The organism is Streptomyces sp. NPDC058246 (assembly GCF_042881985.1).
Classification (GTDB): domain Bacteria; phylum Actinomycetota; class Actinomycetes; order Streptomycetales; family Streptomycetaceae; genus Streptomyces.
Genome location: NZ_JBHVWZ010000017.1, coordinates 1 through 13,189, shown reverse-complemented (window position 1 = coordinate 13,189; position 13,189 = coordinate 1). Strand labels below are relative to the sequence as shown.

The window sequence follows — 13,189 nt, the reverse complement described above, 5'->3', positions numbered from 1 at the left end:
ACTGGCCATGGCGCTTATCGCCGAGCATCACGTCACCGCAACACCCGGCCGCCGCGTCCTGGAGGTCTACGACGCGGACGCCTTCCTCGGCGACAGCGCCGCCCTGAAGGCCGCCGAGGTGCAGGTGGTGGCGGGAAACGGCTACCACCTGTACCTCCTCAGCCTGCAACCCGACATGCCCGTCCAGATCACCATCCGCATCTGGGAGACTCCGCCCAAGCCGCCGGCCGATGCCGAAGGCCACGTCGACATCAGCCTCGAGTCCGAGACGGGCATCCTCGTGGTGGGACAGCTCGACCGCGGCCCGGCCCCCGACGACGTCATCCTGCCCCGTCCAGGCGTCTACGTGGGCCACGCCTGGTGGACCAACCGGCGAGCGGCAGGCGACTACTACGACACCACCATCGCCCAGCTCCCCGAAGACGCCCCCGACGACTGGCTCACCGAGGCATGGAACAACTGCCCCGTCACCGAACGGTACGTCCTGGACCTCGCTTACAGCCGGGAGCCCGAACCCATTGACGACGACGATGAGGAGGACTGGACCTAGATATCGGGGGGATCCAGCCGAGCCGCACCAGGGGTCAAAGTCGGTAGGGTGCGGATCCTTTCGAGGGACAGCTGAGCTGGGAAGACGCTGATTGACGTGTGGGCGGTGCCGTCGTACTTCTACCGTGGCGAGGTGGAGGTGGGGTGCCATGGTGTCGTTGCCGGAAGAACTCCAGGCGCGGGAGGCCGCGGCTCGACAACGGGTGGAAGAACTGCAGGCCGAGGCTGCGGAGTTGGCTGTCCGGCTGGAGAAGGCCCGGGCGGATCTGTCGCGGTTGGAGATCACGCGGGAGACCGTGATGCAGGTGCTGGCGGAGTTGTCGGCCGCGGAGGAAGCGCCGGAGGCAGAGGTGCACGACCCGCCGGAACCCAAGGAAGCGCCGGCGCCTCACGGCATCGGGGTGATGGCGGTGCCGCCGTGGCGGGAGGGCCTGGTCGCTCAGGTGTTGCCGGACGTATACCGGGACATCGTGGAGATCGTCGCCGATGCTCCGGGTCCGTTGCAGGCCAAGCAGATCGTGCCGCGGATCGGGCTGGAGGCAACGACGGCGAAGATCGAGGGGACACGGGGGAAGCTGAAGCGTCTGGTGGAACGGGGCTGGCTGGACGAGGACGCGCCGGGACGGTTCACCCTGGCCCGCCACGACGGGGACGCCGACCACGTCAACTCCCGGTGACCAAGGGGCTCTTCTCCGTAGATTCGAAGGTGCCAACCGAACGAATCGCAAGAAGAGCCGAAGAAGAGCCCCAGATGGAACCCTATGACGCCTTATTCGAGCCTGGTGCCTATGCCGCCTCCCGTGGTGCCTTCGAACGCCTCGTCTCGACGCTGGCCGGCGCCCCGGCGCGGGACATGGCCCATGACGAGCTGGAGGGCCTGCTCGAGCAGCAAGGGCGCGAGCTGCTGAGGCAGCTGATGCAGGATCACCTCGACCTGCGGGCGAGGGCTGAAGAAGCGGCGGCCCGCGTCAGCGCGGGACGGCCGGTGGTGCGCGGGCCGGAAGGACAGCCGCGGACCTGGCGGGAGAGCAACCACCCCCGCTCGCTGACCTGCGTGTTCGGGCCGGTCCGGGTGAACAGGATCGCCTATCGCGGCCGGGGCGTGTCCAACGTGCACCCGGCCGACGAAGCATTGTCGCTGCCCGCGGGCCGGCACTCGCGCGGGCTGGCCCGGCTTGCGGTCCTGGAAGCCGTGAGAGGCTCGTTCGACCAGGCCCAGGCCGCGATCGAGCGACGGTGCGGGAGAGTGCTGGGCAAGCGCCGCCTCGAAGAGCTGGTGATCGCTGCGGCCGTCGACATCGCCGCCTACTACACGGTGAAGATCCCCACCCCGTGCACCCGCGAGATGCCGCTGGTCCTCCAGGTCGACGGCAAGGGCGTGGTGATGCGCCCCGAAGCCCTGCGCGAGGCCACCCGCCGGGCCGCGGCCCGGAGCGTGGCGGCCGGGCGGCTGGCTCCGGGAGAAAAACCCAACCGCAAGCGCATGGCGACGGTGGCCTGTGTCTTCGACACCGCGCCTGCCTCGCGCCGGCCGCACGACATCGTGCATCCGCCGGGTGGCCGCAGCGAGAGCCGGAGGCCGAGGCCGGGCCCGAAAGCGGAGCGCAAATGGTGCACCGCCTCGGTGATCCGTCCTCCGGAGCAGGTCATCGCCGACGCCTTCGACCAGGCCGAGGCCCGCGACCTGCAGCATCTGCGGGACTGGATCGTGCTCGTCGACGGCGCCCGCCACCAACTCGACCTGATCCAGGACGAAGCCGCCCGCCGCGGCATCCGCCTGCATGTCCTGCTCGACTTCGTGCATGTTGCCGAGTACTGCTGGACGGCCGCGCACGCTTTCCACCCGGTCGGCAGCCGCGAGGCCGAGACCTGGGCCGCGGACAAACTCACCGCGATCCTCGCCGGACACGCCGGCCGAGCCGCCGCCGAGATGACCCTCCAGGCCGCAGCCGAACAGCTTCCCGCCGCCCGTCGCGAGGCCGTCCCGACCTGCCACCGCTACCTCACCGGTCACCTCGACCAGCTCCACTACGACACCGCCCTCGCAGTCGGTGGCCGATCGCCACCGGCGCCGTCGAAGGCGCCTGCCGCCACCTGATCGCCGACCGCCTCGACATCACCGGAGCCCGCTGGGGACTCGACGGCGCAGAAGCCGTCCTCCAACTCCGCGCACTGATCACGAATGGCGACTTCGAGGACTACTGGATCTTCCACACGGCCCGCGAACACCAACGCCTCTACCCCAGCCCTGACCAGCACAACTACAGCCTCACCGCTTGATCCCGACAGTTACTTCAAAGGGAGACCGACGGTGCCAGCGAACTCGCGCGTGAAGACGGTCATTACGTCGTCAGTTCCGAGGCAGAAACGTCCGTCTGGTGGCCACTGTGCTGGACGCCCCGCGACAAGCCACGCTGTGGCAGCAGGTGCACGAAGCTCGACAGCGACCGGCACTCGGAGTCCGTAGTCACCCTCGGACCAGAGTATGTCGGCGCCCACGAGCGTGACCCCGATGAGCCCTGACCAGGAAGGATGGTCAGTTACAACCACGGCTGGCGTCCCTCCGGGCTGTCCGATCATGGTCAATTGACTGGACATGGGCTCTTGGAAGATCTCCAGGCCGTAGCAGTCGAAACTGTTGCCCCACACTGCCGAGTATCGATTGCCGTTATCGGCGAGCAGGCCGACGCCCATCGTGGGCTGGTGCCACACGCCAAAGTCCCACTCCTCGGCCTCGGCGCCATCGTCACCGCAGCTCAGCGGGTAGTAGGTCACTCCTACAAGGCGCCTACCGCGCAGACTTTCGACAGTTCTCGCATATTCGTCCTCCGTGAAATCGGGCGACCGCATCGCACCATTCTCGTGGCCCTTCACCCGCCCAGGCATCCGAGATTGTTCCCTCCAAAGGATCCGCACCCAAATGGGATACCCCGTCCGAGCGCCTGGCTGCTTTACTGGACGCCTCGTAGCTTCGATCGTTGCGACGACTACTGGAATCCAAGCGGTGGCGTGTTCGGTGATGTCGGCGAGCCACAGCCGGTTGGGGCCATCCGCGGTGAAGTCACGGCGGACCAGGTCGTCGTGCACCGGCGGACCGGCCTTTTCGATCCTGCCGCGCCTCTTCCCGAACACACTCCACCAGCGGTTGTCCCGGCAGATCCGCCACGCCGTCCTGTCGGCCATGACCGATCCCGCGCCGCGGGCTTCATCGGCCAGGAATCGGTAGCCGAACTCCGGATCCTCACGATGGGCGTCGAACAACGCGTTCGTGCGGTAGGCCTCCTCCAGCACGGCATTGGTCACCGGCCGTTCGAGCCAGCGGTGGTAGGGCTGTCTGGCGAGCTGGAGGACCCGGCACTCGCTGGCGTGCAGGGCGCGGGCTGGGACCTGCACGAACGGCGCCACTCCGGGCTCACTCATCTCAGCGAGGCCGGAGCCAGCCTGCCGATGCTTATGGCCAAGTCACGGCACAAGAAACCGGAGAACGTACGGCGCTATTTCCACCCCTCGGCGGAGGCAATCGCCGAGGTCACCAGCTTGCTTGCCCCTGGAGACAGTCGGCGCTGACCTCGTCAGCGGCAGTCAAGTTGAGCGTGAAGATCCGACTGGACCTCGGTCAGTCGATGCCTTCGACGATGCGGAAGTCGCGCTCGACGCCGTCGGAGAGGGCGACCAGCGCCTCCTGGTAGGCCGCACTCTCGTACGCCGCGACGGCCTGCTCGAAGCTGTCGAACTCGACTAGGACGGTGCGCTCGGCGATTCCAGCGTCGTGTGCGACGACCCGACCGCCACGGGCGAAGGTTCGACCGCCCCCGGCCTTGACGGCCGGAGCGGCCAGCTTGTTGTAAGCAGCCAGCTTCTCAGGGTCTGAAATGGTGCGGTAGACGCTGACCCAGTAGCCCTTGGGCATGGAACCTCCAGTGTTGGGATGAGTGCATCTGACTTACGGGTTGGTCTCGGACGAGCGCCGGCGGGCGAGAGCGAGGCTTGTCAGCGTCGTGATCGCCATGGCGCCGATGCCGACCAGCGCCGCGGTGGTGTAGGCGCTGTCGTCGGGGAAGAGGTGGCCGGGGCCGGTGCCCGCGGCGAGGATCAGGCCGCCGATGGCGCTGCCCAGGGAGTACCCGACGCTGCGGACGACGTAGTTGAAGCTCATGGCGCTCGACGTCTCGCTCTTGGGGGTGACGGCCAGGATGACGCCGGGCATCGCGGCCGAGAAACCGCCGACGCCGAAGCCGAGCACGCCCATCGCCGCGAACAGTTCGGCCAGGTCCGACCGGGCCGCCGCGAACAGGGCGAACCCGCCGCCGACCACGACGGCGCTGCCGGCCAGGAGCAGGGGGTCGGCGATCCGCGTCCGGACCCGCGGCGTGAGCTTGCCGGCGACGAACCCCAGCACCGAGAACGGGATGAGGACCAGCCCGGCGACGAAGGTCGTCAGCCCGAAGCCGTAGCCGGCGCCGTGCGGCGTCTGCGCGTACCGGGTGATGAGCGTGAGCAGGAGGTACATGCCGATCCCGCCGACGAACATGGCGAGGTTCGCCCCGGCGACCGCGGGGTGCCGCACCGCCCGCACATCGACCAGGGGCGTCGTGCTGCGCAGCTCGATGACGGCCCAGACGCAGAGCAGCACGACCGCGACGACGGCGAGGCCCGCCGCCACGGCGAGGTGCCGGCTCCACAGATTTCGTTCGCCGGCGAGGAACAGCACCGGGAGCAGCGCAGCGGCCAGGACGACCGCGCCTGCCACGTCCACGTGGGCGGAGCGGCCTTCGGGGGCTTCGGGCATGGAGCGCCACGCGGTCAGGAGGGCGGCGGCGGTGACGACCAGGCCGAGGCCGTAGGCGGCCCCTACCCCGCCGAGCTCGGCGAGCAGTGCGGCCAGCGGGTAGCCGACGCCGGCCCCGATGATCGAGACCACCGAGATCAGGGCGATCACGGCCGCGCTGCGCTCCTCGGGGAGGTGGTCCCGGGCCACTCCCATCATCAGCGCTGTCAGCCCGAGCCCGACGCCCTGGGCCGCCCTGCCGGCCAGCATCCACGCGAACGGCAGCGGCAGCACGGTGAGCGCGCTGCCGGCGACGACGACCGCCAGCGTGGCGAGGATCGTGGCCCGCCGGTGCGGGCCGGCTCCGAGCCGGCCCAGGACCGGCGTGGCGACGGCGCCGCTGAGCAGCGCGACGGTCAGCGTCCACTGCGCGCTGCCGAGCGAGACGTGGAACGAGGTCGCCACGCTGGTGATGAGCGGCGTCCCGAGGCTTGCGACCGCCGCCGCGACCAGAGCGATGAACATCAGCGAGGGGACCAGCAGCCGCGCCTCGGAGCGCTCCCGGGTAGTGCTCACCGGTTGGTCGCGGTCGTGATGGGGAGGAAGTCGGCGAAGCGAGGCGCGCCGGGCTCGTGCGGCATGCGCGTGGCGCGCGCGGCGAAGCTGACGGCGTGGTACCACCCGCACAGCAGAAGCAGATCGAGCAGCTGGAGCTCGTCGAAGACCGACACGAGTCGTGTCCACAGCGCGTCATCGATGTCGGAACGCTCGTGCAGCGCGTCGACGGCGAGGATGAGCAGCCGTTCCCGCTCCGACGTCCAGCACGCGTCAGCGGGGCCGCCGTGCACCAGGGATGCCGCCTGCTCGCGGGTGAGCTCGACCCGCTCGGCGAACGTCATCATGTGCACGCCCCACTCGTACTCGCAGCCGCACAGCGCGCATGTCCGGTCGATGGCGATCTCGCGCTCCCTCATGGTCAGGGTCAGCTGTCGGCCCAGCTCATAGCGCCCCCATCCGTGCATGGCGTCGGCCATCGGGAGGTTTCTGGCGAACATCCGGAACAGCCCGATCGGCGGCACGTCCCCGGGCATCATGCGCGCGAGCAGCGCGCCGGCCTCGTCGGTGTACGGCGGTTCCAGCAGGGCTATTCGCGACATCGGCGCTCCCGTTGAGGTTGTTTCGAAATTCGAAACACGGCACGGATGCTAGTGTTTCGAATAACGAAACACAAGGAGGGTCATGCCGACACCGCGCCCAGGAACACCGGTTCGTGGATCGACGACCGGCCGTCCGATCATGGCCGCGATGGACCTCTTCGGCCGTCGGTGGGCGCTGCGCATTCTCTGGGAGCTGCGTGCGGGTCCTCTCGGCGCCCGCACGCTGCTGGCACGGTGCGAAGGACTGTCATCCAGCGTCCTCTACCAGCGGCTTCGCGAACTCACGACAAACGGGATCATCGCCCCCTCAGCCAACGGCTACGAGCTCACTCGCCTGGGGGCAGCACTCAGTCACGCCCTACAACCACTCAACGAATGGGCGATCACCTGGGCGCAGGCGCAAGAGCAGAACAATCAGAATCCTGCGGAGGCATGAAGGTGGAGCGGGCGGTGGGCGAGGGAAGCGGACGCCGGTCCGGCACAAGGTGGTCGGGTGAGATACCGGAACTTTGCCGTGTCACTTGGACTTGTCGGCTGGGCGCATTTTCCAGGGCTGCTGGCCGCCGGACCGCAGCGCCCTGACCTGGCTCCGGTCTTTATCCGTGTCCGGCGGCAGAGCGGGAACGGCGGTCTCGCCTGCGCGCCGGGCTTGTGTTGGGCTGCGCAGCATGGTCCGTAAGCGGCGACGGGGTGACCACGATGCCTCTTGAGGGCGAGTACGAGCCGAGTCCGGCGCAGTGGGTGCGCGAACAGGTCGAACTGTATGAGGGTTCGGGCGGCACGCAGGGGACGACGCTCTGGGACACGGGCCTGCCCGTCGTCATTGTCACGACGCGCGGCGCGAAGAGCGGCAAGATCCGTAAGATCCCGCTGATGCGTGTGGAGCACGCGGGGCGGTACGCGGCCGCGGCCTCGAAGGCTGGCTTCCCGCGTCACCCGGTCTGGTACTTCGACGTCAAGTCCGACCCGCACGTGGAGCTCCAGGACGGGGCCGAACGCCGGGACATGACGGCCCGTGAGATCACCGGGGACGAGAAGGCCGAGTGGTGGGAGCGGGAGGGTCGCCGCGTATCCGCCGTACGCCGAATACCAGGAGAAGACTGACCGTGTGATCCCTGTCTTCGTGCTGGAACCCGTGGATGTGGCAGGGCCGGCGGACGCCCCAGCGCCCTCGACGAGGAACTGAACCCCCGGGCCTCACTCGTTCGGCCCGACAAGGCGCCGCGCCGCTGGGGATAGGAGTCCGAGGCCGACATGGACAGTCTCACTTGGCCTTGTCCCCGGAATGCGAACTGAACAAGGCCAGGTGAGACAGAGGCAAGGTCTCGTGAGACGGGACACCAGGCGGCGAGTCATCAGCGTGACAGAGGAGGCCGGCCGTAGTGTCGCCCCGAATCGGCCCCAGCCCCTTTCCGCAGTTCACGGGGTATGAAGGGTGGTAGCGAGCCCGCTTGCCGTTCGGTTGGGCGTCGATGGCCGCCGTTGCGAACGGCACCGGCAGTGCGTTGGTCTTCGGGCGGCTGCGCGGGTGGCTGGCAGCGTGTCGGTCTGGCGGCGGGTGGATTGGATGCCCCCCGTCCACGGGCTACCGCTGCCAGTGCGTCACCGGCCTGAGTGCGGTGGTGAGGGAGTCCAACTCTGTCTTGAGGCAATGATGTTGGGTTTCTTCGTCGCATGCGCGCGGCCGATCCCTTGGAATCGGTCACCGGGCGGGGTCTACGACCTCACTGGAGGTCAGCCGACGCCGGTGACCTGGAGTGCGGTGGTGCAGTTGTTCTTGATGGCGCTGCGGGCGGCGGAGAGGGTGATGGTGCCGTTGCAGACGGCGTTCTTCAGCTTGGTCTCGGTGCCGTCCTTGGTGGAGGTGGTCTTCGTGCCGTAGTGCGGCGCGGGCCACAGGTTGCCGGGATCGCGGGGGCGCACCGCCGAGTTCCAGGCCGTTCCGTAGTCGGTGTTCCAGTCCTTGGTCTGCTGCGTGCGCGCGTGCGTGCGTGCGTGCGTGGCGTGGGGCCTGGGTCGTCTCTTTAGTGCAGAGCTATTGCATACAGTATTCAAGTTGGCTAATGTTTCCTCATGCGGCTGACGAAGTCCACAGACCTGGCACTCCCCATGATCGTGAGGTTGGCGGTATCTGGTGCGGAACTCACTGCCGCACGGTGGTGCCGGGCATGACGATGTATGGCGATGACGCGACAATAGGGCAGATTCTCACCGCTGTCGGGGACACCTGGGCCGTGGTGGGCCTGTCCGACAACCCCGAACGGGCCGCTTACCGCGTGGCCGAGAAGCTGCGGCGCATCGGCAAGAGGGTGGTGCCTGTGCATCCGAAGGCCGAGTCGGTGCACGGTGAGCAGGGCTACGCCTCCCTTGCGGAGATCCCTTTCCCGGTGGATGTGGTGGACGTGTTCGTCAACTCCGACCTCGCCGGAGGCGTCGCCGACCAGGCTGTGGCGGTCGGCGCCAGGGCGGTCTGGTTCCAGCTGGGCGTCATCGACGAGGCCGCCTACGACAGGACTCGCGGGGCCGGCCTGCTGATGGTGATGGACCGTTCCCCGGGACGGGAGATACCCCGGCTGGGGCTGGGCTGACGCTGCCCCGGGGGCCCCGTCTTCCGACGGGGCCCCTCGGGCGCCGAAGACGGCCGGACTTGGACCGTCGGCGGCTTGCGCCCGTGGGTGCGGTGGCGTAGAGCAGACGCCACTTGCGGGGCGTATGAGATCGGCTGGGGCCGCGGCTTGCAACCTTCGTTGCGGCGAACGCAGTTTTTGCGTTATCCGCAAACATGGATGTGATCGGTGGCCTCGCGGCCATCCGTGGACCGCTGCCCGAACCCGGAGGCGTCACGCCCGGGGACCTGTTCGAGGACGCCTGCGAGCAGGCGCAGCAAGCCCGCAGTGAGTACGCCGCCGGCCTTGAGGCTCCATGCGACGGCCTTGACGAGGACCTGCTGGTGGCGATCGGCACTGCCCGCGGGGGCAAGGAGGCCGCCGACCGCGAGATCCGTCTCCTGCTCGCCTGTGGACGCGAGTTCCGTGGCAACCGCGCCTGTAGGCTGGAGCAACTCGCTGAGATCGGCGGTATGACCCCTTCCGCCAATCAGTACCGCCTGTACCGGCTTCGACGTTGCTGCGATGGCACGGCAGATTGCCCGGGAGTGGGACAGTCGCCGCTTCCGGCCACGCGCTGAACGGTGTGACACCACATGACTCGGCCCCGCCCGGGGCGGGGGTGCGGATCACGCCGTCGGACGGAGGCACGGCGGGCGGGCTCAGGCGGGTGACCGCCTGAGTCACGCATAGGACGGAGTGGCCGGGCAGGCATCAACGCCCGCCGGGGGTCACCCGCACTGCCTGACGGCCGGGCGCCACCCAGGACAGGACCGGCGGCGCGTCAGTCACTCCGTATAGACCTGCCACCACCGGTCTGTTGCTGCTCGGGTCAGTTCGGCGTCGTACTGATCGGCGTCGAAATGGAGCGCTGGGGGCCGTGTCGTGTCTACGGGCACCTGCCACTCGGACCACTCCACGATCCCGCCGTGACGCCGCACGAACACGGACAGGTAGCCACAGCATCCGCCCGTGCACTCAGGCTCGCCCAGCACGACACGTCGCCCCTCGCCGGTCGCCCAGAGGGGACCGTGACCGTCGTCGGGCAGCGCCTCTTCCGCGAACGGGCCGCGGCCTGCCTCTCCGACCGCCTGTGCCACCAGTTCCTCGCCGTCGATTCGGAACTGCAGCTGGGCAGCCCATCGGGGACCCGGTGGCAACGCACTGACCTCAAGCCGATTGAACACCCGAGCACCCTACGTGGATGCTGGCGGCCACAGGACCCTTCCTGCGACCGGGTGCGGACGTCTGGCCAACTGCCAGTCAACGTCCCAAGAGACGAACGTTGCCTGATGCGCCACTGGTTCGGCGGCGGTGACAACGCGTTCGTGTTCTGTCAAACATAGTGGGACGGGCCGCTTGGGGGCGCGGTCCCGGAGCGCCATGTTCTTGTTGGCCCTCGTTCCTGTCTGCTGCTGGGGTGGGGCTGAGGTGACCGCGGCAGAAGGGGTGCAGCGTCCTGTGTGCCGTCGGGTCTTTTTTCGCGCGGTGGATCGCGCGGCGGCGGCGGCGTGGGTGCGTCCTGCCGCGGTGAAGCCGGCCGGGCCGGGGCCGGTGGTGCCCTTCTGCTGTGTTGTGTGTCAGCGGAAGGCGGTGATGTTACGGGCGACCCAGTCGTTGAAGGGGCTCGGGGCGCGGCCGAGGACTCGTTCCACGTCCGGGCTGATCCGCAGTTCGGCGGGGTTGGGGGCGGCGGTGATGTCCAGGGTGTCGTCGGCGAGGGCCGGTGGCACGGACTGGGTCATCGCGGCCTTGGCCTGCTCGCGGGTGAGTTCGTGGAAGCGGACCGGTGAGCCGAGTGCGGCGGCGATGGCCTGCGCCTGCTGACGTGGTGTGATCACTTTGGGTCCGGTCAGTTCCAGGACTGTGCCGGTGTGCCGGTCGTCGAGCAGGCAGGCCGCCGCGACCTGGGCGATGTCGGCCGGGTCGACGATGGGGACTCCGACGTCGCCGAAGGGTGCGGCGACCGTCTGTTGTGTGCGGACGGACTCCGCCCAGGCCAGGGCGTTGGAGGCGAAGCCGCCCGGTCGCAGGACGGTCCAGTCCAGGCCGGATTCTCTGAGCGCGTCCTCCACTGCGCGCATCGCGATCCGCGACACGCCGTGCGGCCTGGTCGCCACGCCCTGCGATGACAGCAGGACGACCCGGCGGACCCCGCTGGCCGCGGCCAGGTCGATGATGTCGGCCGGGCTGGCTTCGGGGGCGTGCAGGTCGCCGGAGAGCAGGAGGAACAGCGCCTTCGCCCCGTCCAGCGCGGCGGTGAGGCTCTGCGGGTGGGCCAGGTCGGCCGGCATGTGCCGGGCCCCGTCCGCTGCCGCTGCCGCGTGCCGTGACACCGTCGTCACCTGCGCGCCCGCCTGGGCCAGGGCCTGCGTCAGAGGCCGGCCCACATTCCCGGTAGCTCCGGTCACCACGATCATGTTCAGCTCCTAGTCCGTTGCGCGCTGGGGCAGTTGACGCTAGGAGGCGGGCTTACTTTTCGTAAGAACATACCCAGAGGTAAGCTCCGGACATGGCAGAAGGTGTGCAGCTGACGCAGGCCGAGGCGGACCATCGGTATGAGGTGTTTCACACCGACTGCCCTGCGCGCGACGTGGTCGACCATGTGACCAGCAGGTGGGGTGTCTGGGTGCTGATCTCCTTGCGGAGCAGCGACCTTCGTTTTCACGAGTTGCGCGACAGCATCCGGGGCATCAGCGAGAAGATGCTCGCTCAGACACTGCGCGCACTGGTCCAGGACGGCTTGGTCTGGCGGGAGGTGGAGCCGACGACGCCGCCCCAAGTCACCTACGGGCTGACTGAGTTCGGCCAGGACGTCGGTAAGCCGCTGACGGACTTGTTCGACCGGATCACGCAGCGGCTGCCGCCCGGCGGAACGTCCGCCGCGGAGCGGCTGAGCGCAACGGGTCAAGCGAGGCAGCCGGCCACTCCAGGCCCTCAATAGCTTCACCGTCTCGGCGACGGACACTGGCCGTCACGGCAGCAGGGCACATGCGTACCCCGGCACGGGCCGGTGGCGGAAGGCCGCGCCACCCAGACACCGTCCGTGGAGGACCTGTCCTGCGTGTGGCTCACACCAGGGAGTCGTGTGGCTCACTCCAGGGAGTGAGGAGGCCGGCCGGCCGGTCTCGGTTCCGTGGCCGATCGGCCACGCGGGTGACTGTCCCTGTCCGTGTGGTGTCCGCCGCTGAGGATCACGGCGTCCGCTTCCCTCAGGTGCGCCTGGAGGACATGAGCCGTGTGCGGGTGAGGGAGGTCTGCGAACTGGGCCGACCGTGGGGTCTCGAGCCTGGGGATCGGCAGGGGTGAGCGGCTGGTCCGGGCCGCGCGTGAGGCCCGCAACGCCGCGAAGCTGCGCGACCACCCCCGCATTGTCGCGGTCCACGATGTCGTGGCCGAGGACGACATCCGGACTGTGGTCTGCGGTCGTACCCGTATGCCGTTCGTCCGCTTCTCCCACGGCCGGCTTGTGATCGACGCGGGCAGTATCGGGGCGTCTTGTGGGCGAGCCGGAGCGCATTGGGCTCTGCTGGGTCCGGGCGGCGGTCTTCGCACCGCGGCTTCGGCATCCAGGCCGCGGCCACCCAGCTCATCGAGACTCGTCCTACCCCGAGATCACCGAGTAGGCCGACTGTTTCCTGCGTGCTCGCGTGAGTGACGCCGGTGCGCTTGCGGCTTTCGCTCCACGGGCGGGCGCGACCACGGCCCGTGACGCTGGCTCCCCTCCCACGGTGGCGGGCAATGGGACATCGAACGTGTTGTGGCCTGCTCTCTTCCTGTGGTGCCTTTCGTGGGCGGTGGTGCTGGGTGTGCGGGTTGGTTGCTTGGCGGCCTGGCGGTGATTCCGGGGGGCTTTGGTCGGTGAGGCCGTCGGTGGGGCTGCTGGTGGTTTGTGCCGGGGCTGTGGGGGGTGCGGGGTTGTGTGTGTGGGGGGGCGTGGGGGCTGTGGGCCCCCTTTTTTGTGGTCTGGGTTTGGGTGGGTGGCGGGTGGGTGGGGGGGGTGGGTGGGGGGGGGCTTTTAGTTGTTGTTTATGTGTGTGTCAAGTCCCGATTTGTCGGAGGGTGACGGGGGGTGGGGTGGCGGGGCTTACTTGTTGCACGGCCTGGTC

The 13,189-nt window shown here is 68.8% G+C and carries 13 protein-coding genes and 3 pseudogenes; 9 read left to right on the top strand and 7 right to left on the bottom strand.

The window, feature by feature from the left end; translation table 11 throughout:
• Positions 1–7 precede the first annotated feature (7 nt).
• The 3 genes and pseudogenes from ACFVXA_RS23975 to ACFVXA_RS23965 all read left to right on the top strand — a co-directional run bounded on the left by ACFVXA_RS23975 (position 8) and on the right by ACFVXA_RS23965 (position 2,829).
• Entirely contained in the window at positions 8–550 is a 543-nt protein-coding gene (locus ACFVXA_RS23975; protein WP_389517859.1) for a hypothetical protein, read from the top strand.
• Between the two features lie 148 nt (positions 551–698).
• Positions 699–1,226 (top strand): hypothetical protein, encoded by a 528-nt coding sequence (locus tag ACFVXA_RS23970; RefSeq protein ID WP_390026460.1) that lies wholly within the window; start codon positions 699–701, stop codon positions 1,224–1,226.
• A 74-nt stretch (positions 1,227–1,300) separates the two neighbouring features.
• Positions 1,301–2,829: pseudogene (locus tag ACFVXA_RS23965) on the top strand (ISKra4 family transposase).
• Between the two features lie 9 nt (positions 2,830–2,838).
• Here the strand turns inward: ACFVXA_RS23965 and ACFVXA_RS23960 are convergent.
• Complete coding sequence (locus ACFVXA_RS23960; protein ID WP_390026693.1) at positions 2,839–3,969, bottom strand: hypothetical protein; 1,131 nt, start codon at positions 3,967–3,969, stop codon at positions 2,839–2,841.
• Here ACFVXA_RS23960 and ACFVXA_RS23955 point away from each other — a divergent pair.
• Positions 3,922–4,116: pseudogene (locus tag ACFVXA_RS23955) on the top strand (site-specific integrase); the annotation flags it as partial. The gene ACFVXA_RS23960 and the pseudogene ACFVXA_RS23955 overlap by 48 nt on opposite strands.
• A 49-nt stretch (positions 4,117–4,165) precedes the next feature.
• Here the strand turns inward: ACFVXA_RS23955 and ACFVXA_RS23950 are convergent.
• From ACFVXA_RS23950 to ACFVXA_RS23940, 3 genes are read right to left on the bottom strand one after another with little or no spacing between them, the layout of a single operon-like run.
• A complete protein-coding gene (locus ACFVXA_RS23950) occupies positions 4,166–4,459 on the bottom strand; it encodes a DUF1330 domain-containing protein (protein ID WP_362030162.1) in 294 nt (97 codons plus the stop codon).
• A 33-nt stretch (positions 4,460–4,492) separates the two neighbouring features.
• Positions 4,493–5,842 (bottom strand): MFS transporter, encoded by a 1,350-nt coding sequence (locus ACFVXA_RS23945; RefSeq protein ID WP_389938520.1) that lies wholly within the window; start codon positions 5,840–5,842, stop codon positions 4,493–4,495.
• A gap of 47 nt (positions 5,843–5,889) precedes the next feature.
• Positions 5,890–6,474 (bottom strand): carboxymuconolactone decarboxylase family protein, encoded by a 585-nt coding sequence (locus ACFVXA_RS23940; RefSeq protein ID WP_383901811.1) that lies wholly within the window; start codon positions 6,472–6,474, stop codon positions 5,890–5,892.
• 139 nt (positions 6,475–6,613) lie between these two features.
• Between ACFVXA_RS23940 and ACFVXA_RS23935 the strand changes: the two genes are divergently transcribed.
• Complete coding sequence (locus ACFVXA_RS23935) at positions 6,614–6,910, top strand: helix-turn-helix domain-containing protein (RefSeq protein ID WP_362030275.1); 297 nt, start codon at positions 6,614–6,616, stop codon at positions 6,908–6,910.
• 263 nt (positions 6,911–7,173) lie between these two features.
• Positions 7,174–7,660 (top strand): annotated as a pseudogene (locus ACFVXA_RS23930) (nitroreductase family deazaflavin-dependent oxidoreductase).
• Positions 7,661–8,208: 548 nt separating this feature from the next.
• Here the strand turns inward: ACFVXA_RS23930 and ACFVXA_RS23925 are convergent.
• Complete coding sequence (locus ACFVXA_RS23925) at positions 8,209–8,397, bottom strand: hypothetical protein (RefSeq protein WP_390026458.1); 189 nt, start codon at positions 8,395–8,397, stop codon at positions 8,209–8,211.
• A 251-nt stretch (positions 8,398–8,648) separates the two neighbouring features.
• On the opposite strand from ACFVXA_RS23925, the gene ACFVXA_RS23920 reads away from it, so the two are divergent.
• Both ACFVXA_RS23920 and ACFVXA_RS23915 read left to right on the top strand, forming a co-directional pair.
• Positions 8,649–9,062 (top strand): CoA-binding protein, encoded by a 414-nt coding sequence (locus ACFVXA_RS23920; protein ID WP_390026678.1) that lies wholly within the window; start codon positions 8,649–8,651, stop codon positions 9,060–9,062.
• 194 nt (positions 9,063–9,256) lie between these two features.
• A complete protein-coding gene (locus ACFVXA_RS23915; protein WP_390026456.1) occupies positions 9,257–9,661 on the top strand; it encodes a hypothetical protein in 405 nt (134 codons plus the stop codon).
• Between the two features lie 207 nt (positions 9,662–9,868).
• Here ACFVXA_RS23915 and ACFVXA_RS23910 read toward each other — a convergent pair whose 3' ends face one another.
• Together ACFVXA_RS23910 and ACFVXA_RS23905 are read right to left on the bottom strand one after the other, a co-directional pair.
• On the bottom strand, positions 9,869–10,267 hold the full coding sequence (locus tag ACFVXA_RS23910) for a hypothetical protein (protein WP_390026452.1): 399 nt from the start codon (positions 10,265–10,267) through the stop codon (positions 9,869–9,871).
• Between the two features lie 393 nt (positions 10,268–10,660).
• The gene (locus ACFVXA_RS23905; protein ID WP_390026450.1) at positions 10,661–11,500 is read right to left on the bottom strand and encodes an SDR family oxidoreductase; all 840 of its coding nucleotides are present in this window, start codon (positions 11,498–11,500) and stop codon (positions 10,661–10,663) included.
• Between the two features lie 92 nt (positions 11,501–11,592).
• Between ACFVXA_RS23905 and ACFVXA_RS23900 the strand changes: the two genes are divergently transcribed.
• A complete protein-coding gene (locus tag ACFVXA_RS23900; protein ID WP_390026447.1) occupies positions 11,593–12,024 on the top strand; it encodes a winged helix-turn-helix transcriptional regulator in 432 nt (143 codons plus the stop codon).
• Positions 12,025–13,189 lie beyond the last annotated feature (1,165 nt).